The organism is Pseudomonas sp. AK181 (assembly GCF_051122975.1).
GTDB classification, from domain to species: Bacteria; Pseudomonadota; Gammaproteobacteria; order Pseudomonadales; family Pseudomonadaceae; genus Aquipseudomonas; species Aquipseudomonas lactis.
On record NZ_CP146348.1, the window covers coordinates 1149106 to 1171333 of the forward strand.

Consider the following 22228-nt stretch of genomic DNA (forward strand, 5'->3'; position numbering starts at 1 on the left):
TTGCCGCCATTGCAGGCTTATGGAAAACGCTACTGATGCACTTTGGAAAATGGTTTCACACCAGCACCCTGCTGGTCGGCTTGAGTTTTTTGCTGGTCGGCTGCGCCAGCGTCTCCCAAACCTCCACCCCGGCAACCCTGGATAAGCTGTTGAGCGACCCGGCGCTGCAAGGCGCCACTGTCTCGCTGATGGTGCGTGACGCCCGCACAGGCACCACGCTGTATCAGCACAACCCACGCACTCGGCTGGTGCCCGCGTCCAATCTCAAGCTGTTGACCACGGCGGCGGCCATGGATGTGTTGGGGCCGCACTACCGCTTCGCCACCCAACTGCTGAGCAATGGCATACGCCAGGGCGACCGGCTGACTGGCAACCTGTACCTGCGTGGCTTGGGCGACCCGAGTATTCAGTTTGCCGACTACCAGGCGCTGGCCGCGCAGTTGGCCAGCCAGGGCGTGCGCCAGGTGCAGGGTGACCTGGTGTTCGACGACACTTGGTTCGATGCCGAGCGGCTGGGCGTGGACTGGTCCCATGATGATGAAACCACCTACTACGGCGCGCAGATTTCAGCGTTGACCGTGGCACCCAATACCGACTTTGATGCCGGCAGCGTGCTGGTCACCGCCAAGGCGCCGTTGCGCGCCGGCTCGCCGGTCGGCGTGGACATCTACCCGCCCACCGATTACCTGCAACTGAATAACCGCGCCGTCAGCGGGCCGGGTAACAGCTATGGGATCAACCGCCGCCACGGCACCAACCTGCTGCAGCTCAGCGGCGCGGTGGCGCCTGGCCGGCAGAGCCAGCAATTGATCAGCGTGTGGGAGCCGACGCAACTGGTGGCCAACCTGTTTGAGCAAGCGCTAGCACGGCAGGGCATCAAGGTGCTGGGGCGTCGGGTGATGGGCGGGGCGAGTCCTGCTGGGGTAGCGGTGCTGGCTGAACACCAATCGGCGCCGTTGCAGGAGCTGATCGTGCCGCTGCTCAAGCTCTCGAACAACGCCATGTCCGAAGCCTTGCTCAAGGCCATGGGCCGCCAGACGGCCAACAATGGCACGGCGGCGGCGGGCGCCGTGGCGGTGGCCGGCTTTCTCAAGCGCGAGGGGTTGGACACCAGCACTTTGAGCCAAGTGGACGGCTCCGGCCTGTCGCGGCGTAACCTGGTGTCGTCGCAAACCCTCACCGATCTGCTGCTGGCGGCGAGCAAACAGCCGTGGTTCGACGCCTGGTACAACGCGCTGCCGGTTGCCGGCAATGCCGACCGCATGACCGGCGGCAGCCTGGGTTACCGCCTGCGCGGCACGGCTGCGGAAAATAACCTGCATGCCAAGACCGGCTCCATGGCCGGCGTGTCGTCATTGAGCGGTTACATCACCGATGCTCACGGGCGCAAGCTGGTGTTCGCGATGTTAACCAACAACTATGTGGTCGCTGGCGCGCAGGTAAAAGCCGTGGAAAACCGCGTCGCCGTTGCCCTGTCTCGTAGCGAAGACTGATTCAGGGCTGATAGCCCATGCGCCAACTCACGGCCCGGGTCGCCGCCAGCAAGCGCTGCGCCGCCGGGCCATCTTCATCAGCATGGAACAGCGAGGTTGGGCCGACCACGGTCATCACCGCCGCGACTTGCCCGACCGCATTGAACACCGGCGCTGATAATGCATCCACGCCCGGCATCAGCAACCCATGCACAAAGTGCAGGCCGCGGCTGCGGATTTGCTCGCACACGCTGGCATAGGCCTGATCGTCCGCCAAGGTGTGGGCGGTGCCGGCTTGAACCTCGCGCTCCCGCAGCTCCACGGTTTCCCGCGACGGCAGGTAGGCGCTGAACACCAGCCCGGTGGACGAGCTGAGCAGCGGTAATACCGAGCCCAATTGCGTCACCACTGTGACGGCACGCACCGCCGGCTCGATGTGCACCACCGTCGCGCCCTGGTTGCCCCATACCGCCAGAAAGCAGGTTTCATTCAATTCATCGCGCAGCTCGGCCAGGGGCAGGGCGCCGACCTTCAACACATCCAGGCTGCCCAGCGCCGCCAACCCCACGCGTAACGCTTCGCGGCCCAGGCCGTAATGGTTGGTGGCGCTGTTCTGTTCGGCAAAACCCGAGGCGATCAGGGCCTGCAAATAGCGGTGCACCTTGCTCGCCGGCATCTGCACATGTTCGGCCAGGCGTGACAACGACGTGGCCGGGGACAGTTCGGCCAGGGCCTTGAGGATATCGGTGCCGACTTCCGCCGAGCGGACTTTCTGTTTACCGGTGTCGCGGGACTTTTCCATGGAAGGGCGAGAATCCGAGAGATGAATGGGCGTCTTTATAGCTTGACGGTCGAGAGTGATCAAATTACGTTATGCGTAACTGGATTACGATAAATACAACTGACCCTCAGAGGACGATCCATGAACCTCGAATACCTGTCGGGTTTCGGCAATGAATTCGCCAGCGAAGCCTTGCCCGGCGCGCTGCCGGTCGGCCAGAACTCGCCGCAGAAAGCTCCTTACGGCCTCTACACCGAACTGTTTTCCGGCACCGCCTTCACCATGGCGCGCAGCGAAGCCCGTCGCACCTGGCTGTACCGCATCCAGCCGTCGGCCAACCACCCGGCATTCGCCAAGCTTGCGCGGCAATTGGCCGGTGGCCCGTTGGGCGCGGTGACGCCGAACCGCTTGCGCTGGAACCCGTTGGACATCCCGAGTGAACCGACGGACTTTATCGACGGCCTGGTGGGCATGGTCGCCAATGCGGGGGCGGAAAAACCTGCGGGCATCAGCATCTATAACTACCGCGCCAACCGCTCCATGGAGCGCGTGTTCTTCAATGCCGACGGCGAACTGCTGGTCGTCCCCGAGCAGGGCCGCCTGCGCATCGCCACCGAGTTGGGTGTGCTGGACGTCGAGCCGCTGGAGATCTTGGTGCTGCCCCGTGGCCTCAAGTTCCGTGTCGAACTGCTGGACGCGCAAGCCCGCGGCTACGTCGCTGAAAACCACGGCGCCCCGCTGCGCCTGCCCGACCTGGGCCCTATTGGCAGCAACGGCCTGGCCAACCCGCGCGACTTTCTTACGCCGGTTGCCCACTACGAAGACCTCAAGCAACCGACCACGCTGGTACAGAAGTTCCTCGGTGAACTGTGGGGCTGCGAGCTGGACCACTCACCGCTTAACGTGGTCGCCTGGCACGGTAATAACGTGCCGTACAAATATGACCTGCGCCGTTTCAACACCATTGGCACGGTGAGTTTCGATCACCCGGACCCGTCGATCTTCACGGTCTTGACCTCACCTACCAGCGTGCACGGCCTGGCCAACCTCGACTTCGTGATCTTCCCGCCACGCTGGATGGTGGCCGAGAACACCTTCCGTCCGCCATGGTTTCACCGCAACCTGATGAACGAATACATGGGCCTGATCCAGGGCGCCTATGACGCCAAGGCCGAAGGCTTCCTGCCGGGCGGCGCATCGCTGCACAGTTGCATGAGCGCCCACGGCCCGGATGGCGAGACCTGCACCAAAGCCATCAACGCCGACCTGGCGCCGCACAAGATCGATAACACCATGGCGTTCATGTTCGAGACCAGCCAAGTACTGCGCCCGACCCAGTTCGCCCTGGAGTGCCCGCAACTGCAACCTGCTTACGACGCGTGCTGGGCCGCGCTGCCCGCCACCTTCAACCCGAACCGGAGATAACCCATGACTCAACCAACGCAGACCCGCAGCTGGGTATCCTCGGCCAACGGCCACGCGGATTTCCCCCTGCAGAACTTGCCCTTAGGCGTATTCAGCATCAACGGCTCGGCACCGCGCAGTGGCGTGGCGATTGGCGATGCGATTCTCGACTTGCACGCCGCGCTGGACGCGTTTGAAGGCGAAGCCCGGCGCGCCGTCGAAGCCACTGCGGGTGGGCAGTTGAACGCGTTTTTTGAGCTGGGCCGTGGCCCCCGCGTCGCCCTGCGCGAGCGCTTGCTGGAACTGCTGGCCGAAGGCAGCGAGCTGCAAAACCGCGAAGCGCACGTGCTGCACCGTGCCGCCGATTGCCAGATGCACCTGCCGGCCAAGATCAATGACTACACCGACTTCTACGTCGGCATCGAGCACGCGCAAAACGTCGGCAAATTGTTCCGCCCCGATAACCCCTTGTTGCCCAACTACAAGTACGTGCCCATTGGTTACCACGGCCGTGCCTCGACCATTCGTCCCTCGGGTACGGAGGTGCGACGCCCTAAAGGCCAGACCCTCCCGGCCGGCCAGACCGAGCCGACCTTTGGCCCCTGCGCGCGCCTGGACTATGAATTGGAACTGGGCATCTGGATCGGCCAGGGCAATGCCATGGGCGATGCGATTGCCATTGGCGATGCCGCCGAGCATATCGCCGGTTTCTGCCTGCTCAACGACTGGTCGGCGCGGGATATCCAGGCCTGGGAATACCAGCCGCTGGGGCCGTTTTTGTCGAAAAGCTTTATCACCAGCATCTCGCCGTGGGTGGTGACTGCCGAAGCTTTGGAACCTTTCCGCAAGGCCCAGCCGCCGCGCCCCGAGGGTGATCCGCAACCGCTGCCTTACCTGCTGGATAAGCGTGATCAGAACGCGGGCGCTTTCGATATCGAATTGGAGGTGCTGCTCACCACGGCCTCGATGCGCGAGCAAAACCTGCCCGCCCATCGCCTGACCTTGAGCAACACCGAACATATGTACTGGACCGTGGCACAAATGGTGGCGCACCACAGTGTCAACGGCTGCCAGTTGCAGGCCGGTGACCTGTTTGGCTCGGGCACGTTGTCTGGCCCGCAGCCTGGGCAGTTCGGCAGCCTGCTGGAGATTACCGAAGGCGGTAAAAAGCCGATTGAATTGGCTTCCGGTGAGGTGCGTAAATTCCTGGAAGATGGCGACGAAATCATCCTGCGTGCCCGTTGCAGCCGCGAGGGCTTTGCCTCTATCGGCTTCGGCGAATGCCGCGGCACCGTGGTCGCGGCGCGCTGAGAGGGCAGGGTCATGGAACTCTATACCTACTACCGTTCTACCGCGTCGTATCGAGTACGTATTGCCCTGGCCCTCAAAGGCCTGGATTTCACCGCGCTGCCGGTCAACCTGCTGGTGCCGGCTGGCGGCGCCAACCGCCAGCCTGACTACCTGGCGATCAACCCCCAAGGGCGCGTGCCGGCGTTGCGTAGCGATGAAGGCGCGTTGTTGATCCAGTCACAGGCGATCATCGAGTACCTGGAAGAGTGTTATCCACAGGTGCCACTGCTCGCCAAGGATTTGGTCGCCAGGGCCCATGAGCGGGCCGTGGCGTCGATCATCGCCTGTGATATCCACCCGTTGCATAACTCCAGCACCCAGAACTTGCTGCGCAAGTGGGGGCACGACGAGGCGCAATTGCTGGAGTGGATCGGGCATTGGATCAGCCAGGGCCTGAACGCGGTGGAGCACTTGATTGGCGACACCGGGTTTTGCTTTGGCGAGCAGCCAGGCTTGGCCGATGCGTTTCTGATCCCGCAGTTGTACGCGGCCGAGCGTTTCAAGGTGCCCTTGGCGGCATACCCACGCATTGGGCGAGTGGCGGCGTTGGCGGCCCAACATCCGGCCTTCATGCAGGCCCACCCCGCCAATCAACCTGACACCCCCTGAACCCCCTGTAATGATCGTTCCCACGCTCTGCGTGGGAACGCCTCATGTGACGCTCCGCGTCACGGCTCTAAAAACGGACGCGGAGCGTCCAGGGCTGTATTCCCACGCAGAGCGTGGGAACCATCATAAAAAAAACAGGTACCTTGCGATGCACAATCAGATTGCCAGCTTTCGCGCGGCACTCGACGCCCGTCCGGTGTCGCGCTATCAATGGTTGATTCTCCTGCTGCTGGCACTGCTACTGGTCACCGATGGCTATGACGCCCAGGTGCTGGGCTACGTAGTGCCGGCGCTGGCCCAGGATTGGGGCCTGGAAAAATCCGCGTTCGGGCCCGTGTTCAGTGCCAACCTGCTGGGCCTCACCCTGGGTTCGCTGCTGGTGACGCCGCTGGCGGATCGGTTTGGTGTGCGACGCATTCTGCTGGCGTGTGTGCTGATCTACGCCAGCCTCACGGTGTTGATGGTGTTTGCCAACTCCCTGACCACGTTGATGGCGGCGCGGTTTATCTGCGGCATCGGCATGGGCGGTGCGATGCCCAGTGCCATGGCGTTGATGTCCGAATATTCGCCCCCACGCCTGCGTACCTTGATGGTGACCCTGGCTGCGTGCGGCTTTTCGTTCGGCGGCGCGGCGGGTGGCTTCGTGGCGGCCGGGTTTATCGACAGCTTTGGGTGGCAGGCGGTGTTCCTGGCGGGTGGTGTGACGCCGTTGCTGCTGTTCCCGTTTCTGGTGTGGCTGTTGCCCGAATCCTTGCCGCGCCTGTTGCGCGATGCGCCGCCCTATCTGCGTTTGCGCAGAGTCACGGCGCGGATGCTGCCCGACTGGCAACCACCGCCCGCGACCGAAGCGGAAAACTTGCAGGAGCAAGGCAGCAAACTGACGGTAGTGGAGCTGTTTCGTAACGGCTACGCGCGCCCGACGCTGCTGATCTGGGCGACTTTCTTTGTCAGCCTGATCCTGCTGTATTTCATGATCAGTTGGTTGCCGTCGCTATTGCTCGAAAGCGGCCTGGCGTTGAACGAAGCCAACCTGGTCACCTCCATGTTCCTGTTCGCCGGCACCTTGGGCGCCATTCTCATGGCCTGGTTTGCCGACCGCCTGAAAAGCAAAGTGCGGTTGCTGTCCGGCGTGCTGGCGGCGGCAGCGTTGTGCACCATCCTGCTGGGCTTGAACCACGACAACCCACGCTACCTGGTGGCGTGCGTGTTTGCTGCTGGGTTCTGCATCATCGGCGGGCAACTGACCCTCAATGCCTTTGCGAGCAACTTCTACCCGGCGCACGTGCGCGCCACCGGTACGGGCTGGGCGTTGGGTGTGGGGCGGTTCGGGTCGATTCTGGGGCCGCTGTTTGGCAGCCTGCTGCTGGCGATGCATATACCGGTCGAGCAGATTTTCTTCTTCTGCGCGATTCCGGCGGTGATTGCGGCGTTGTTGATTATTCAAGTGCGGGCGCCGGGAGCTAACACGCTGCACAGCGACGTTCTCAAACCCTCACTGTAGGAGCGAGCTTGCTCGCGAAGCACGTCAACGATAACGCGGGCATCCTGGTTTAACGCGGTGCCCTTGCGTTCTTCGCGAGCAAGCTCGCTCCTACAGTTGGGGCTTGGGTCAGTGCATTACTGAATTGGGCGGCAGGTGCCCCAGCCGCTCGGTCAGGCGCAGACGCTGGATCGGGTCGTCACTGAGCAGCAGGGCGTGCTCCAGGTCGAAGCGTTCGGCGCTGGGGCAATCTAGGCGTTGATACAGGCTGGCGCGCGCCAGGTAGTCGGAGGCGCTGGCGTTGCCCAGTTCCAGTACGCGCTCGGCGTCCACCAGGGCGGCCAGCGGTTCGTCGTTGGCAAGGTAGAGTTGGCGCAGGTTGCGCGACAGCCGTTGCAGGATCGCCCGTGGCTCGGCGGTCAGCAGGTGGTCGGCCTGTAATTTCAGCTTCTCCCCGTATTGGCGCGCCAGCAACTCGCGACAGTCGTTAGGGTACAGGCGCCGGCCGCCGCAAGGGTCCAGCAGGTGATCGGCACCGGGTACCCGTAGCAGGAAATGCCCGGGGAAGTTCACGCCGACCATGGGGATATCCAGGCGTCGTGCCATCTCCAGGGCGATCGGGCCCATGGCCAAGGGTTGCCCGCGTTTGCGTTGCAGCACTTTGTCCAACAGCGCGGCGGCGGGGCGCAACGGCGTATGGTCATCCTGGGCAAACCCCAGATCATTCATGCGCCGCAGCAGCGGCTGGCCGAGCTCATCCGCCGGTAGCAGGGGCATGCCCAGGCTGACCTGCTGTTGCAGCGCGCCAAGCTCGTGCAGGATCAGCGCCGGCTGCACGCTGGCGTCATGCTCGGCAGCAATCCACAACGCGGCTTCAAACAGCGCGGGTGGGGAACGGTCCAGGCAGGCGAAAAAAGCTGTGCGGGGGTTCATCGAGTTCTCCGGCGTATGCCCCCGTTTTAGCCTTGCTGCGAATTTTCGTCCAGCATCTTGAGAGATATCCCACGCGCTTATGTCGTAGATCCCACGAAAATGCGCGGCTTATTCCAGCGCAATCCAGCAGTTTTCTGCCGCAAGCCTATACTTGGCCCACTACCAGAAGTGATTCGGGAGCTCATTGATGTTTGCGCTCATGCACAGCACCCGCCTTGAATCGCTGCACCTGAGCGTTGATCCGGTGACCGGCTTGAAGGCGATCATCGCCATCCACAACAGTCGCCTGGGCCCAGCGTTGGGTGGCTGTCGTTACCTGGCTTACCCTAACGACGAAACGGCCGTAGCCGATGCTGCGCGCCTGGCGCAAGGCATGAGCTACAAAGCCGCACTGGCCGGGCTACCGGTGGGCGGCGGCACGGCGGTGATCATCCGCCCCGTGCACGTGGAAAGCCGTGCGGCGCTGTTCGAGGCGTTTGGCCGTTGTGTGGAAAAACTCGACGGCCGCTTCATCACCTCGATCGACAGCGGCACCTCGGTCGCCGACATGGACTGCATCGCCCAGAACACCCGCTTTGTCACCAGCACCACGGCCGCCGGCGACCCCGCGCCCCATGCTGCCATGGGGGTATTCGCCGGTATCCGCACCACCGCCATGGCGCGCCTGGGCAGCGACAACCTCGAGGGCTTGCGCGTCGCGGTCCAGGGCCTTGGCAATGTCGGTTACGCCCTGGCCGAGCAACTGCATGCCGCCGGTGCCGAGCTGCTGGTCAGCGACATCGACCACGGCAAGGTTCAACTGGCCATGCAGCAACTGGGCGCCCACCCGATTGCCAACGACGCCTTGCTCAGCACCCCGTGCGACATTCTTGCGCCCTGCGGCGTCGGCGCCGTGTTCAACCGCAACAGCGTCGGCCAGCTACGTTGCGCCGCCGTGGCGGGCTCGGCCAGCGCACAACTGACCAACCTGGACATCGCCGACCAATTGGAAGGCCGCGGCATCCTCTACGCACCGGACTATGTGATCAACTCTGGCGGGCTGATCTACGTCGCCCTCAAACACGCTGGCACCGACCTGCCAGGCATCACCGCGCACCTGTCAAACATCGGCAGCCGCCTGACTGAAATCTTCGCCCACGCCCAAGCCGAAAAACGCTCCCCCGCACGGGTGGCCGATGAGCTGGCCGAACGCCTGCTGTACAAATAGGCCAGGCATTAAAAAGGCCCTGAATCCATGACTCAGGGCCTATTCAATTCGGGCTTTACTCCGCCGCCGGGTTCAGCAACTCGGACAATGCGTCCGGTTGGCTCTTGAACGCCTTGGCAAACACATCGCGGTTCTTCGCCATGTAGATCCCGGCTTCTTCCACCTGCTGCTCGCTCAACGACGGCACGGCTTTTTGCAACACCTCTGCCAGCAACTCAGCGAGTTCAAGCATCTTGTCATGACGGTCAGCTTCGGCTTTATCCATGAACAAACGCTCCAGATCTCGGCTGCTGCGGTATACCACTTCGACGGCCATTCACCACCTCACATGCCTTCACGATAGTTGTCTTTTGCGACTACTGTATTTATATACAGCTAAAAGGATAAGCCAAACGTGGGGGTTTGGATAGTAGGTTTTTAATGTAGTTGGGAAATGGCGGGCTGAACCGGAAATTTCGCACAGCACGCTGAGGTCGATGGTTCCCACGCTCGATCGTTCCCACGCTCCGCGTGGGAATGCATCCCGTGACGCTCCGCGTCACCCACGAGCAGGTCTGAGGGACGCGGAGCGTCCCAGGCGGCGTTCCCACGCGGAGCGTGGGAACGATCAGGGGGGTAATTTAAGTGCCTCGTGTCACACGGCCACCATCTTATGCTCCAGCCCTGGCCTTTTTTCTGCATGCAGAACAACCGTCACGTCCACCCCGCATTATCCGGTCGAGCCGACCTAAGGAAGCATCATCGTGAAAATCAACTGGGCCGAAAGGCTGCGTCAGCAAGTACATGGGCTGGCCGAGTCGCTGGGTAATCTGTTTGTCGAGTCGTTCCATTATTTGGCGCTGTTCGCCATTGGTGCGGTGACCGCCTGGGCGGCGGTGATGGAATTCCTGGGGATGCTGGAGAACGGGCACATCAAGATCGATGACATCTTGCTGCTGTTCATCTACCTGGAATTGGGTGCCATGGTCGGGATTTACTTCAAGACCAACCACATGCCGGTGCGCTTTTTGATCTACGTGGCGATCACCGCGCTCACGCGTTTGCTGATCTCCAATGTATCGCACCACAACCCGCCGGACCTGGGCATCATCTACCTGTGCGGCGGCATTTTGCTATTGGCGTTTGCGATCCTGGTGGTGCGCTACGCCTCATCGGCCTTCCCTTCGGTAAAGGTCGAAAGCCCGCGTCGCAAGGGCGAGGCGAGCCTGGAGACCGAGAAGGGCGAGCTTTAAAGCCCGACGCTGAAGGGTAGAGTACGGGCGGGCGGGCGCTGCAGGAGTTTGTGGCTGTCGCCGTCCGTCATCAGCTCCAGGATTTGCACGGCGCTGTGGCCCTGTTCGATGGCAATGCCGAACTGGATGCTTTGCACCAGACGCTTGAGGCGTTGCGGGTCGTTGCGTTGTTCGGCGCTGATCATGCGCTTGGCCACTACGCCGGTCTCGTTCGAGAGGGTGAGCATGATGCTGCCATCCAGCCGTTGGATACTCAGGTTGACGCGGTATTGTGGGCTGAAGGTGTCGGTGATGACCTGAAAAGGATTGTCCATGGTGCGTTACCGCCTGATAAGAACATGCAGTCATTGACGACCGGTGTCGGGATTAGTTCGCATTGCCTGACCACTGGCCAAATTCCGTTTTCCTCAAAAGCTCTACAGCAAGGGCCGTGCCGTACAGCGATTTACCCCGCACAGAAATCCAAATGTGGGAGCGGGCTTGCTCGCGAAAGCGGTGCTTCAGCCAAGTATTTGTTGGCTGATACACCGCATTCGCGAGCAAGCCCGCTCCCACATTTTTTTGTGCTGTTTTTGAGATCAGTGAGCTAATTCAGGGCATCACGGAAAAAACGATCGCAGACAGCGCAATCAGCCCGATGATCACCACAAATACATTCGATGCCTGGCCTGAATACTGGCGCAAAGATGGCACTCGGCGGATGGCGTACATCGGCATCAGGAACAGCAGGCACGCGATGATCGGCCCGCCCATGGTTTCGATCATACCCAGGATGCTCGGGTTGAAGGTGGCCACGGCCCAGCAGGTCAGCACCATGAACAACGCGGTGCAACGCTCCAGCCATTTCACCGACATCGAACGGTTGCGCCCACGCAGGGATTTGACGATCAGGCCCTGGAAGCCTTCGCTGGCGCCGATGTAGTGGCCCAGGAAGGATTTGGTGATCGCCACCAGCGCGATCAACGGTGCGGCGTAGGCGATCACCGGCGTCTGGAAGTGGTTGGCCAGGTACGACAGGATCGAGATGTTCTGCGCCTTGGCCGCGGCCAGGTCAGCCGGTGACAGCGCCAGCACGCAACTGAAGCAGAAGAACATCACGGTCAGCACCATCATGCCGTGGGCGGTGGCGAGGATGCCGCTGCTTTTGCGCTCGGCCTGTGCGCCGTAGACGCGCTTTTGGTCCACGGCAAAGGCGGAGATGATCGGCGAATGGTTGAACGAGAACACCATTACCGGGATCGCCAGCCACAACGTCTTGAAGAACAGCGGCAACGGCATGCCCTCGCTGGCCGAGGCGAAGAACGCGCCGTTCCAGTTGGGGATCAGGCTGAACGCCAGCAGCAGCAAGGCGGCAACGAAGGGGTACACCAGCACGCTCATGGCCTTGACGATCACGCCCTGGCCGCAACGCACAATAGCCATCAGGCCGAGGATCAGCACCAGCGACAGAATCGCCCGGGGCGGCGGCGCCATGTGCAATTGGTGCTCCATGAAACTGCCCAGGGTGTTGGTCAATGCCACGCTGTACACCAGCAGGATCGGGAAGATCGCAAAGAAGTACAGCAGGGTGATCAGCTTGCCGGCGCCGACACCAAAGTGTTCCTCGACCACTTCGGTGATGTCGCCGGATTTGCCCGACAGCACAAAACGCGTCAGCCCACGGTGGGCGAAGAAGGTCATTGGGAAGGCCAGCAGTGCCAGCACGATCAGCGGCCAGAAACCGCCGACGCCGGCGTTGATCGGCAGGAACAGGGTGCCCGCGCCGATGGCGGTGCCATAGAGGCCGAGCATCCAAGTGGTGTCGTGTTTGGTCCAGCCGGTGGTTACGGTGTTTTCTCTGACATCGGGATTTTCGGCAGCAGGTGTACGTACATCAGTCATCGGTATTGCCTCGTTATTATTTTTGCGCGGGCTCACGTTGGGGCGGGTAGCAGTGCTCCGATCAGCACTCCACCCAGCTGACCGCCAGGCCGCCCCGTGAAGTTTCTTTGTATTTGTCATGCATATCGGCGCCGGTATCGCGCATGGTGCGGATCACCCGGTCGAGGGAGATGAAGTGTTTGCCATCACCGCGCAGGGCCATTTGCGTGGCGTTGATCGCCTTGACTGCCGCGATGGCGTTGCGCTCGATGCACGGCACCTGCACCAGGCCACCGACCGGGTCGCAGGTCAGGCCGAGGTTGTGTTCCAGGCCGATTTCGGCGGCGTTTTCCAGTTGCTCCGGGGTGGCGCCGAGGATATCGGCCAGGCCGGCAGCGGCCATGGCGCAGGCCGAGCCCACTTCGCCCTGGCAGCCGACTTCGGCCCCGGAGATGGAGGCGTTTTTCTTGCATAGGATGCCGACGGCGGCGGCGGCCAGGAAGAAATTGACCACATCGTCGTCAGACGCGTCGGCGTTGAACTTCATGTAGTAGTGCAGCACGGCGGGAATGATCCCGGCCGCGCCATTGGTCGGCGCGGTGACCATGCGCCCGCCGGCAGCGTTTTCTTCGTTGACGGCGAGGGCGAACAGGTTGACCCACTCCATGGCCGACAAGGTCGAGGTGATCACGTTGGGCTTGCCGATTTCCAGCAGGCTGCGGTGCAGTTTCGCGGCGCGACGCGGCACATCAAGGCCGCCGGGCAGGATGCCTTCATCGCGCAGGCCCTGTTCCACGCATTCGCGCATCACCGACCAGATATGCAGCAGGCCGCTGCGGATTTCTTCGTCGCTGCGCCACGCCCGTTCATTGGCCATCATCAGCTCGGATACCCGCAGGCCGTGCTTGTTGCACAAGGCCAGCAGTTCCACCGCGCTGGAAAAATCATAGGGCAATTGCACATCGCTGGTGGGCGCAACGCCTGATGCGGCTTCGGCGGCTTCGATGATGAAACCACCGCCCACCGAGTAATAGGTTTGTTCGCTCAGCAGGCCGCTGTCGCCATAGGCGTGCAGGGACATGGCATTGGGGTGGTAGGGCAGGCTTTCGTCCAACAGCAACAGATCGGTGTGCCAGTTGAAGGCAATTTCCTGTTGGCCGGCCAGCAACAGCCGGCCGGACTCGCGCAATTGCTGGATACGCCCGTTGATCGAGGTGGGGTCGACGCGGTCTGGCCATTCGCCCATCAAGCCCATGACACAGGCACGGTCGGTGGCATGGCCGACGCCGGTAGCGGACAGCGAGCCATACAGGCGCACTTCGACGCGACGGGTTTGGCTGAGCACATGCTGGTCGGCCAGGGCTTGGGCGAACGTCGCGGCAGCGCGCATTGGGCCGACGGTGTGGGAGCTGGAGGGGCCGATGCCCACCTTGAATAGATCGAAAACACTGATAGCCATGCTAAAGCCTTACAAGCAATGGAGTAGAAATCGCTGCCATGTTTTGTAGAGCAGGCGGAATTGGCGCGATACTGAGCCTCTGGCTCGGCACTGACCAACGAATTATCCTAAGACACCCTTTAGCAGGACTAAACGCTATGACCCGCCCCCTCCACGGCCAGACCTATGTCTGGTTGCACGTGTTTTCCTGCGCTGCACGGCATCTGTCGTTCACCCGCTGCGCCGAAGAACTGCACATCACGCCGGGAGCGGTGAGCCAGCAAATTCGCCAGTTGGAGGAGCGCCTGGGTTTTCGGCTGTTTCATCGGCGCGCGCGAGGGGTGGAACTCAGCGCCGAGGGGCAACGCCTGGCGGCCGTGGTGGGGGAGGCCTACGGCAGCATTGATGCAGAGTTGCAGCGCCTGGACGCCGGCATGATCAGCGGCACCTTACGCCTGCGCTCGATCCCCTCGTTTCTGGGCAAGTGGCTGACCCCGCGTCTGCCGCGCTTTCAGCAGCGTTTTCCGGACATTCAACTGCGCATGGTCGCCGAAGACAGCAGCATCGCCCTGCATGAAGGCGACTTCGACCTGGCCATCGACCTCAACGACGGCAGCTACCCGGGGTTGTTATCCACAGCCCTGTTGGATGAACAGATATTCCCGGTGTGCGCCCCCAGCCTGTTGCGTGGCCGCCCGCCCTTGCATGGCCCGGCGGACCTGGCGCATTTCCCGCTGCTGCACGACATCACCGCCTGGCGTGGGAGTTATGAATATGCCGAGTGGGAGTTTTACCTCAATGCTATCGGCTACCACGGCGCCGACGTGCGGCGCGGGCACACCTTCAACCGCAACCACCTGACCATCGAAGCCGCCATCGCCGGCATGGGCGTGGCGATTGCCCGGCGCACCTTGCTCAACGATGAACTGGAGCGCGGCACCTTGATCGTGCCGTTCGGCCTGGCGGTGCCCAACCATAAACGCTACGTGCTGCTGTATGCGCCGGGGGCGTTGAACCATCCGGGCGTGCGCGCAGTGCATGACTGGCTGGTGGAGGAAGCAGGGATTTTTCGCGGATTGCACCCGTTGGGAGAGGGGCAATTGTGAGTTTCGCAGAGGTAAGAAGATGTAACTAACTCCCCACCCTAACAGCGTTTTTGCTCGTCGTCAGGGTTAATTTGTAATGTAGGATTTATCTTTGCAAAGGACTTGAATTGTTTCAGCAGGTGCTCAATTGTGTAATCAAGAGGTCATGGTTTCACCACCCCGGTGTTGCAGTTTGTGACCTCTGGCGAGCTAGCTGAAATAAGGGAAGAACTATGCAAATCCAAGTCAATAGCGATAACCATATTGAAAGCAGCATCCGACTGGAGGAGTGGGTACGTACTACCATTGAGAGCACGCTCGAACGCTACGAAGAAGACCTGACCCGTGTGGAGGTCTACCTGCGGGACGAGAACGGCGATAAGCCCGGCCCCCACGATTTGAGTTGCCGTCTGGAAGCACGGCCAAAGGGCCATCAACCAGTTTCCGTGTGCCATAAAGCCGATACGCTGGAGCAAGCGATCGATGGCGCCGCAGTCAAGCTCGACCACGCACTGGAACATCTGTTTGGCAAACTGCAAGGCAAGCCGCGCGCTGCCGGTAAAAACCAGCCAATCAACAAAGTGAATGAAGACGCGCTGGAAGAGGAATTCCTGGAAAACGAGAACGCTGCCATTAACGGCTGATTGTTTTTTCATTCCCCCACTGAAAACGGGCCTGCACGTGCAGGCCCGTTTTTCGTTCAGCGCCCGCGCCGGAAGAAATGCCGGCTCAACAGCGCCAACCCGCTAGCGCCCAAGCCCGCAAACAGCATGGCCCAGCCGGCGCCGCTGCGCAGTGCTGTTTGCGCATCCACAACGGTCAGCCCCGGCGCATCCAACTTGCCGGCGGCAATATGCTGGTTGAGGCTTGCCCACTCCAGCGTCGTGCTGGCAGGCAGTACATGGGCCAGGTGATGGCTGATCCCCAACAACAGCACCAGACCCATCAGCGCGATATTGAGCGCGAGGGTGATCAGCCGTGCGCTGAAGTCGATGCCCGAGGCCATGCCTGCGCGGTCAGCCGAGACTGAGCCAGTGGTGGTGTTAGTGGTGGGGGAATTGGTCAACGCAAGGCCTGTGCCTGCGATCACGCAACTGAGCAGCACCAGCGCCGTGCTGGGTTGTTGGGCGTAATTAACGGCGGCCATCCCCATGAACCCTGCGCCCATTGTCCCCAGGCCCAGGGGAATAATGCGTTCGGCGCCAAAACGCAGGGCCAGGCGTTCGGCCAGCGGCGGCACCAGCAAAGTGGGCAAGGTGTACGCGAGCAAGGCGGCGCCAGTGGTCAAGGTGTCGTAACCCAGCCCCGCCTGGAAATACAACGGCAAGTAGATCATGAACGGCCAGAAGCTGAAGTTCATGCCGATCGAGCCCATCAACGCGCCGTTGAAACGCTGAATGCGCAACACCGAGAAGTCGAACATCGGGTGGGCACTGCGCCGCTCAATCCAGATAAACAGCAGCAGCCCGAAGACCGACAGGCCGGCCCAGCCGAGCATCGCTGGGGTGCCAAAACCGATTTCGCTGCCCTGGGTGATGAAATAGACCAGCGCAAACACCGTGAGTGTCATGGTCAGCATGCCGGCGATGTCGAGGCGATGGCTGGCCGGGTCGCGGGATTCCTGCACGCTGACGTGCAACAACGCCAGGGTGAACAGGGTCAGCGGTACGTGCACCAGGAACACCCAGCGCCAGTCCGCCACGGCCAGGATCAAGGCCCCCACCATCGGGCCGAAACCCAGGCCCACGCCAGCGATCACGCCCCATATCGCAAAGGCCCGCGCACGCGCCGCGGGTTCGCGGAACTGGTGGGACAAGATCGCGAACTGGCAAATCATCATTGCCCCGGCGCCGATACCTTGAACAAACCGCGCCACGATCAGCGTGGCGGCGCTGTCGGCCAGCCCACAGGCCAATGAAGCTAGCCCGAACAGCCATAGGCACACCACCAATACACGCCGACGACCAAAGCGATCCGCCAAGGTGCCCGCCGCCATCAGTACGCTGGTACAGGCCAGGGTGTAGGCATTCATGATCCATTGGGCGTCTTGAAAACCCGTGCCCAGTTCCTGTTCCAGCGTCGGCAGGATCACCGGCACGCTGGAGATTTCCAGGCCGAACATCAGGGCCACCAGGCAGACGGCGGTGAGGGCCAGGCCGTTCCTGGCGGTGCGCGGGGGAGTGAGGGCCGAGAGTGCGGCGGCGCGGGGCATACGACATTCCTTTCGAGAGCGAGAGGGGCTATTCTCTCGGGAATAAGGTTCTTTATTGGCGATAAGTTTTCCATTGATAAGGGAATAAAGAGCGACAATTAAGCATGGCTACCCCTCGTTTTGATGGTGTTGAACTCTTTCTACAGGTTGTCGAAAGCGGCAACCTCACCGAAGCCGCCGAACGCCTGAACCTCACCCGCTCGGCGGTGGGCAAGGGCCTGGCGCGCCTGGAGGCGCGCTTGGGCACTTGCCTGTTACAGCGTTCCACCCGGCGCCAGCGGTTGACCGAGGACGGGCAGGCGTACTACGAGCATTGCCTGCGCGCATTGGCAGAGTTGGAGGCGGCCGAGTCGGTGTTGGAAAGCGGCCGCCAGCAACCCCGCGGGCGTTTGCGAGTGAGCGTGCCCTTGGCCTTTGGTCATCACTATGCCGCGCCAGCGTTGTGGGCCCTGATAGACAGCTATCCGGAACTGGAAATCGACCTTTGTTTTTCCGATCGCATGATCGACTTGGTGCAGGAGGGCTTCGATATTGCCGTGCGCATCGGGCCGTTGCCGGACACCGACCGCCTGAGTGCAAGGCGCCTGGGTCAGCAGGTCATGGGGCTGGCGGCGTCACCGGCGTATTTGCAGCGCAAGGGCGCCATTGAAAGTATCGAAGACCTGGCCGTTCATCGTGGCATTGCTTACCGCAGCAACACCGCGCAGCGTTCGCGCCTGGCTTCGCCCTTGATCGTGGACGACCTCCAGGCCGTAGCCGATGCCGCCATCGCGGGCGTGGGCCTGGCCTGGTTGCCGAGTTGGTTGATTGCCCACTATGCGCTACGTGGGCAGTTGCAGGCTGTGCTGCCCAGCTACCGTGAGCAACCTGCGCCGATCCATGTGATCTGGCCGACGGCGGCGCATATGCCGGCCAAGACGCGGTGTGCCATTGACGCGTTGGTGGCCGCCACCCCGAGTTGCCTGGCGGGCAGTTAGATCCTGAACACACTGAAAACCATCTGTAGGAGCGAGCTTGCTCGCGAAAAACGTCAACGATAACGCGTGCTTGCTGAATGAACGCGGCGCCTCTGAGTTTTTCGCGAGCGAGCTCGCTCCTACAAAATGCGGTCAGAACGCGATAGAGGTTTGCACATACACCGTGCGCGGCTCACCCACGTACTTGCCCTTGTTGTTGTCATCAAACGAGCGGGTGTAGTACTGCTTGTTGAAGATGTTCTTCACTCCAACCGCCACGTTCAAATCCGACAGCTGCGGGCCGAAGTCATAGGCTGCGCGGCTGCTGAACAGCATGTAGCCGGGAATGCGGCCATTGGCGCCGTCAGCGCTTTCGGCCTGGGTGTTGGCATTGTCGGCGAATTGGCTGCTCTGGTAGCTGCTGTCCACATTCAGCTTCCATGGGCCTTCGGTGTAACCCACGCCGAGGGTGCCTTTGTGCTTGGAAGAGAAGGGCACGCGGTTGCCTTTGTTCGGGCCGTCTTCGCGGATGGTCGCGTCCACATAGGCGTAGGTCGCGTACACATCAAACCCTGCCAGCGCCGGGCTCAGGCCATCGAGGGCGTAGTTGATGCTCGACTCGATGCCCTGGTGACGCGTTTCACCGCGGGCGATCACGGTGTCGTTGGTCTGGTTGCTGTCGTACTGGTTGTCGAAGTTGATCAGGAACGCACCGATTTCCGCGCGCAGGTTGCCGTTGTCATAGCGCGTGCCGAGTTCCCAGGTGCGGGCTTTTTCTGGTTTTACTTCGCCGCTGTTCACACGGTTGGGCATCTGGCTGTATTGCACGCTGCCGAACGAGCCTTCGGTGTTGGCGTACAGGTTCCAGTCGTCGGTGAGGTGGTAGAGCACGTTCAGCGCCGGCAGTGCGGTGTTGTAGTCGCCCTTGTATTTGACGTTGCTCAGGTTGTTGGTCTGTTGGGATTCGATCATCTCGTAGCGAATGCCTGGGGTGATGGTCCACTTGCCGATGTCGATGCGGTCATCGATGAAGAACGCATTGGCTTCGGTGCCGCCCCGCGTGTCGCGGTCGTTGCGGCTGTTGGTGGTGGGGATTTGCTGGTTGGCGGCAATCGGTGTGCGGTAGCGCAGTTCGTGGCCAGCCTCATTGATGTAGCGGTAACCCACGCCGACTTCATGGCTGGTAGGGCCGAGGTCAAAGCCTTGGGCGAAGCGGGTTTCCAGGCCGCGTACCCAATATTCCCGTGGCGACAGTGACAGGAAACTGCCCTGGTCCAGATAACCGCTGCGCAGGGTCTTGGTGAAGAAGCTGTTGACCGTGAACTCACGGCGGTCCTGCTCGTAGCGATAGCCGACGTTGAACAGGGTGCGGCGGCCCCAGAACTTGTCGTAGGGGCGGGTGGACTGGTACGGATCAGCCTTGTAGTCCTTGACGTTCAAACCGCCTGGCATGTCGGCCTGGCCTTCGTAGTACTGCGCCATGGCGTTGAAGCTGTTGGCGTCGTCCAGTTGGTATTTGCCCTTGAGGATCAGGTCGTCGATGCGCGTGTTGCTGTTTTCACGCCAGTCGCCGCCGCGGGTGCCGGAGTACAGCAGCGCGCCGCCCAAGCCGTTGTCGGCGGTGCCGCCGGCCAGCAGGTTGCCGGTGGTCTTGAAGCCGTCGTGGCTGGAGGAGGGGCTGGTCTCGGTCTGCAAGCCACCTTTGACCGTCGGCGCATCTGGGATAGCCCGGGTGACGAAGTTGACGATGCCACCCACGTTTTGCGGGCCGTAGCGCACCGCACCGCCGCCGCGCACCACATCCACCGCGTCCATGTTGCCCATGCTGATCGGCGCGAAGGAGAGTTGCGGCTGGCCGTACGGCGCGAAGGGCACTGGGATGCCATCCATCAGCACTGTGGAGCGCGACGCCAGGCGTGGGTTGAGCCCGCGAATGCCGAAGTTCAGCGCCATGTCGTGGCTACCGGTGCCGTTGTTGTCCGGGGCGTTGACGCCGGGGATGCGGTTGAGCACATCGCGGGCCTGGGTGGCGCCCTGGCGTTCGAATGCTTCGCGGCGGATCACATCTCGGGCGCCGGGGTGCTCGAACACGTTGGTTTGCGCCGCATCACCGAGCCAGTCGCCGACCACGTTGGAGGTCTGCAACTCCAGCGTAGCGGGGGCGCCGGCCGGTTGCAGGCTGTAGGCGTTATCACCCTCGGCGCGGGCTTGCAGGCCGGTGCCTTCCAGCAGTTTTTGCAGGCCCTCGGCGGCGCTGTAGTTGCCCGACAAACCAGGGCTTTGCATACCGGCTGTCACTGCCGAACCGAAGGACACCAGCACGCCGGCTTCACGCCCGAATTGATTCAGGGCCGCTTCCAGGGTGGTCGGCGCGATGTGGTACGCCTTGGCGTCGGCTGCCATCACCGCCGGCAGTGCGGTCAGGCTGAGGCTGGCACCGAGCAGGAGTTGGCGCAGTGTACGGGCGAGAAGCGTCGGTTGCTGGGGCATAAGGGCGGTCCTGAGAAGGAAGGATCAAGGGGGCTTTCCTTCTCTGTCACGCCAGGTGCGGAAAACGGCTCACATTTAAAAAATACTCACTGTAGGAGCGAGCTTGCTCGCGAAAATCGTCAACGATAACGCCGGTTGCCTGGTTTAACGCGGTGTGCTGGCGTTTTTCGCGAGCAAGCTCGCTCCTACAAAAAGCGCTATGCATCACGCACGTGCCTGCACGGTCACCCAATAACGCGTAAAACGCCGCACTTTCACCGGCAGGCTGATCTCCAGCAGGTCGAGGATGCGTTCGCTGTCATCCAGCGGGTAGCTGCCGGACAGCAGCAGGTTGGCCACTTGCGGGTCGCAATGGAGCTGGCCACGACGATAGCGCCCCAGTTCACCCAAGAAGTCCTCCAGGCGCATATGTGCGGCCACCAACATGCCGTCGGCCCAGGCGCCGCTGTTGGCGTCGGTGGCGCGCGGGGTGTCCCAGCCTTTGCGGGTGAAATTGACTTGGTGCGCGGCGTCGACGCTCAGCGCCAAGCCGTTGTAGCGGTTGGGCATTACCTCAACCTGGCCGGCCAGCACCGCCAGTTGGGTGTGGTCGTTGAACTGGCGCACATTCAAGCGCGCCGCCTGGCTGCTGAGCAGGCCCTGGCCGGTCAGCACGTGCAACGGCGCCAGGCCTGCGCGGGCGGTGAGCAGGATTTCACCTTCAAGCAGGCGCACCAGGCGCTGTTGGCCGTCGAAATGCACATCCACTGCGCTGCCGGTGTTGAGCTGCAACTGGCTGCCGTCTGCCAATTGCACCGTGCGGCGCTGGCCCACCGGGCTGCGATAGTCAGCCGTGAGCGGCGGCAGGATATGTTGCTGGCGCAGGCTCCAGGCGGCGGCTGAACCGGCGCCCAGAATCAACAACAACTTCAGCGCCTGACGCCGGCTGCTGGAGGTGGGCGCATTCAACGCCGCGTGGGCCAGGGGCGAGGGCACGCCGCGCAGGCGTTGGTTGACGCGCTGGATCTGCTCCCACGCGCGTTGGTGTTCGCTGTGGGCATTCAACCATTGCTGCCAGGCCGCCTGCTGGCGTGGGTTGAGCGCGCCTTGCTGCATTTCCAGCAGCCAGTGCACGGCTTGTTCGGCGACTTGGCTGGAGACGTTCATAGGGCGAAGTAGCAGCGCATGGCCGCTTTGGTCAGGTGGCGTTTGACGGTGGCGATGGAGATGCCCAGTTGCGCGCCGATTTGCGCGTAGGTCAGGCCGTCGAGTTGGGCCAGCAGGAAGGCGCGTTTGACTTGCTTGGGCAAGCCGTCGAGCAGTTGGTCGAGTTCCAGCAAGGTCTGCAGGATGATTGCACGGTCTTCTTCCGACGGCGCCACGTGTTCGGGCATCTGCGCCAAGGCCTCGAGGTAGGCGCGCTCCAGGTCCTGGCGGCGGTAGAAGTTGAACAGCACACGCTTGGCCACGGTGGTGAGGAAGGCGCGCGGCTCGATCAGCGTTGGCGCCTCCCGGGCACTGAGCACGCGGATAAAGGTGTCTTGCGCCAGGTCGGCCGCGTTGTCCGGGCAGCCGAGCTTGCGTCGCAACCAGCCGGTAAGCCAGTGGTGATGGTCGTTGTACAACACTTCGACGGGATTGGACGGCTGCAACGCGATCACTCCGCAAGCATTCGATATGCTTTAGAGAACAAGAATTGTTCGCATTGTAGGGCTCGTGACCAGGTTCGGCAATCGGCCA

Annotated in this window: 20 protein-coding genes; 10 read left to right on the forward strand and 10 right to left on the reverse strand. The window is 62.1% G+C overall.

What is annotated here, in order from left to right:
* Window positions 1–35: 35 nt before the first annotated feature.
* Window positions 36–1493 (forward strand): D-alanyl-D-alanine carboxypeptidase/D-alanyl-D-alanine endopeptidase, encoded by a 1458-nt coding sequence (gene dacB, locus V8689_RS05480; RefSeq protein WP_056789844.1) that lies wholly within the window; start codon window positions 36–38, stop codon window positions 1491–1493.
* Between the two features lies 1 nt (window position 1494).
* Here the strand turns inward: dacB and V8689_RS05485 are convergent, their stop codons facing one another.
* Complete coding sequence (locus tag V8689_RS05485; protein ID WP_056789846.1) at window positions 1495–2274, reverse strand: IclR family transcriptional regulator; 780 nt, start codon at window positions 2272–2274, stop codon at window positions 1495–1497.
* A gap of 120 nt (window positions 2275–2394) precedes the next feature.
* Between V8689_RS05485 and hmgA the strand changes: the two genes are divergently transcribed.
* The 4 genes from hmgA (at window position 2395) to V8689_RS05505 (ending at window position 7117) form a co-directional block, all read left to right on the forward strand.
* Complete coding sequence (gene hmgA / locus V8689_RS05490) at window positions 2395–3678, forward strand: homogentisate 1,2-dioxygenase (protein WP_056789848.1); 1284 nt, start codon at window positions 2395–2397, stop codon at window positions 3676–3678.
* A gap of 3 nt (window positions 3679–3681) precedes the next feature.
* Window positions 3682–4968, forward strand: coding sequence for a fumarylacetoacetase (gene fahA, locus V8689_RS05495; protein ID WP_056789850.1), 1287 nt, complete (start codon window positions 3682–3684; stop codon window positions 4966–4968).
* A gap of 12 nt (window positions 4969–4980) precedes the next feature.
* On the forward strand, window positions 4981–5616 hold the full coding sequence (maiA, locus tag V8689_RS05500) for a maleylacetoacetate isomerase (protein WP_056789851.1): 636 nt from the start codon (window positions 4981–4983) through the stop codon (window positions 5614–5616).
* A 148-nt stretch (window positions 5617–5764) separates the two neighbouring features.
* Complete coding sequence (locus V8689_RS05505) at window positions 5765–7117, forward strand: MFS transporter (protein ID WP_056789856.1); 1353 nt, start codon at window positions 5765–5767, stop codon at window positions 7115–7117.
* Window positions 7118–7225: 108 nt separating this feature from the next.
* On the opposite strand, the gene V8689_RS05510 is transcribed toward V8689_RS05505, so the two are convergent.
* Window positions 7226–8029 (reverse strand): SirB1 family protein, encoded by an 804-nt coding sequence (locus V8689_RS05510; protein ID WP_434520691.1) that lies wholly within the window; start codon window positions 8027–8029, stop codon window positions 7226–7228.
* A 187-nt stretch (window positions 8030–8216) separates the two neighbouring features.
* On the opposite strand from V8689_RS05510, the gene V8689_RS05515 reads away from it, so the two are divergent.
* The gene (locus tag V8689_RS05515; RefSeq protein ID WP_044272022.1) at window positions 8217–9236 is read left to right on the forward strand and encodes a Glu/Leu/Phe/Val dehydrogenase family protein; all 1020 of its coding nucleotides are present in this window, start codon (window positions 8217–8219) and stop codon (window positions 9234–9236) included.
* A 55-nt stretch (window positions 9237–9291) separates the two neighbouring features.
* Here V8689_RS05515 and V8689_RS05520 read toward each other — a convergent pair whose 3' ends face one another.
* Window positions 9292–9552, reverse strand: coding sequence for a YebG family protein (locus V8689_RS05520; protein WP_003188807.1), 261 nt, complete (start codon window positions 9550–9552; stop codon window positions 9292–9294).
* Between the two features lie 427 nt (window positions 9553–9979).
* Between V8689_RS05520 and V8689_RS05525 the strand changes: the two genes are divergently transcribed.
* On the forward strand, window positions 9980–10468 hold the full coding sequence (locus V8689_RS05525) for a phosphate-starvation-inducible protein PsiE (protein WP_014717052.1): 489 nt from the start codon (window positions 9980–9982) through the stop codon (window positions 10466–10468).
* On the opposite strand, the gene V8689_RS05530 is transcribed toward V8689_RS05525, so the two are convergent.
* The 3 genes from V8689_RS05530 to V8689_RS05540 form a co-directional block, all read right to left on the reverse strand.
* On the reverse strand, window positions 10465–10782 hold the full coding sequence (locus V8689_RS05530; protein ID WP_056789861.1) for a DUF3509 domain-containing protein: 318 nt from the start codon (window positions 10780–10782) through the stop codon (window positions 10465–10467). The two genes, V8689_RS05525 and V8689_RS05530, sit on opposite strands and share 4 nt — an antisense overlap.
* A gap of 277 nt (window positions 10783–11059) precedes the next feature.
* The gene (locus V8689_RS05535) at window positions 11060–12349 is read right to left on the reverse strand and encodes a serine/threonine transporter (protein ID WP_056789864.1); all 1290 of its coding nucleotides are present in this window, start codon (window positions 12347–12349) and stop codon (window positions 11060–11062) included.
* Between the two features lie 61 nt (window positions 12350–12410).
* Window positions 12411–13787, reverse strand: a complete 1377-nt coding sequence (locus V8689_RS05540) for an L-serine ammonia-lyase (protein ID WP_056789866.1) — start codon at window positions 13785–13787, stop codon at window positions 12411–12413.
* Between the two features lie 137 nt (window positions 13788–13924).
* On the opposite strand from V8689_RS05540, the gene V8689_RS05545 reads away from it, so the two are divergent.
* Both V8689_RS05545 and V8689_RS05550 read left to right on the forward strand, forming a co-directional pair.
* Window positions 13925–14872, forward strand: coding sequence for a LysR substrate-binding domain-containing protein (locus V8689_RS05545; protein WP_032893426.1), 948 nt, complete (start codon window positions 13925–13927; stop codon window positions 14870–14872).
* A gap of 212 nt (window positions 14873–15084) precedes the next feature.
* On the forward strand, window positions 15085–15495 hold the full coding sequence (locus V8689_RS05550; protein WP_003188815.1) for an HPF/RaiA family ribosome-associated protein: 411 nt from the start codon (window positions 15085–15087) through the stop codon (window positions 15493–15495).
* A 56-nt stretch (window positions 15496–15551) separates the two neighbouring features.
* Here the strand turns inward: V8689_RS05550 and V8689_RS05555 are convergent, their stop codons facing one another.
* Entirely contained in the window at window positions 15552–17063 is a 1512-nt protein-coding gene (locus tag V8689_RS05555) for an MFS transporter (protein WP_056789869.1), read from the reverse strand.
* A gap of 104 nt (window positions 17064–17167) precedes the next feature.
* Here V8689_RS05555 and V8689_RS05560 point away from each other — a divergent pair, with 104 nt between their 5' ends.
* A complete protein-coding gene (locus V8689_RS05560) occupies window positions 17168–18040 on the forward strand; it encodes a LysR family transcriptional regulator (RefSeq protein ID WP_056789872.1) in 873 nt (290 codons plus the stop codon).
* A 132-nt stretch (window positions 18041–18172) separates the two neighbouring features.
* Here V8689_RS05560 and fecA read toward each other — a convergent pair whose 3' ends face one another.
* From fecA to V8689_RS05575, 3 genes are all read right to left on the reverse strand, one after another.
* Window positions 18173–20509, reverse strand: a complete 2337-nt coding sequence (gene fecA / locus V8689_RS05565; protein ID WP_056789875.1) for a TonB-dependent Fe(3+) dicitrate receptor FecA — start codon at window positions 20507–20509, stop codon at window positions 18173–18175.
* A gap of 204 nt (window positions 20510–20713) precedes the next feature.
* A complete protein-coding gene (locus V8689_RS05570; protein ID WP_056789878.1) occupies window positions 20714–21655 on the reverse strand; it encodes a FecR domain-containing protein in 942 nt (313 codons plus the stop codon).
* On the reverse strand, window positions 21652–22140 hold the full coding sequence (locus V8689_RS05575; RefSeq protein WP_003188822.1) for a sigma-70 family RNA polymerase sigma factor: 489 nt from the start codon (window positions 22138–22140) through the stop codon (window positions 21652–21654). The genes V8689_RS05570 and V8689_RS05575 overlap by 4 nt, the downstream gene beginning before the upstream one ends.
* Window positions 22141–22228: the final 88 nt, after the last annotated feature.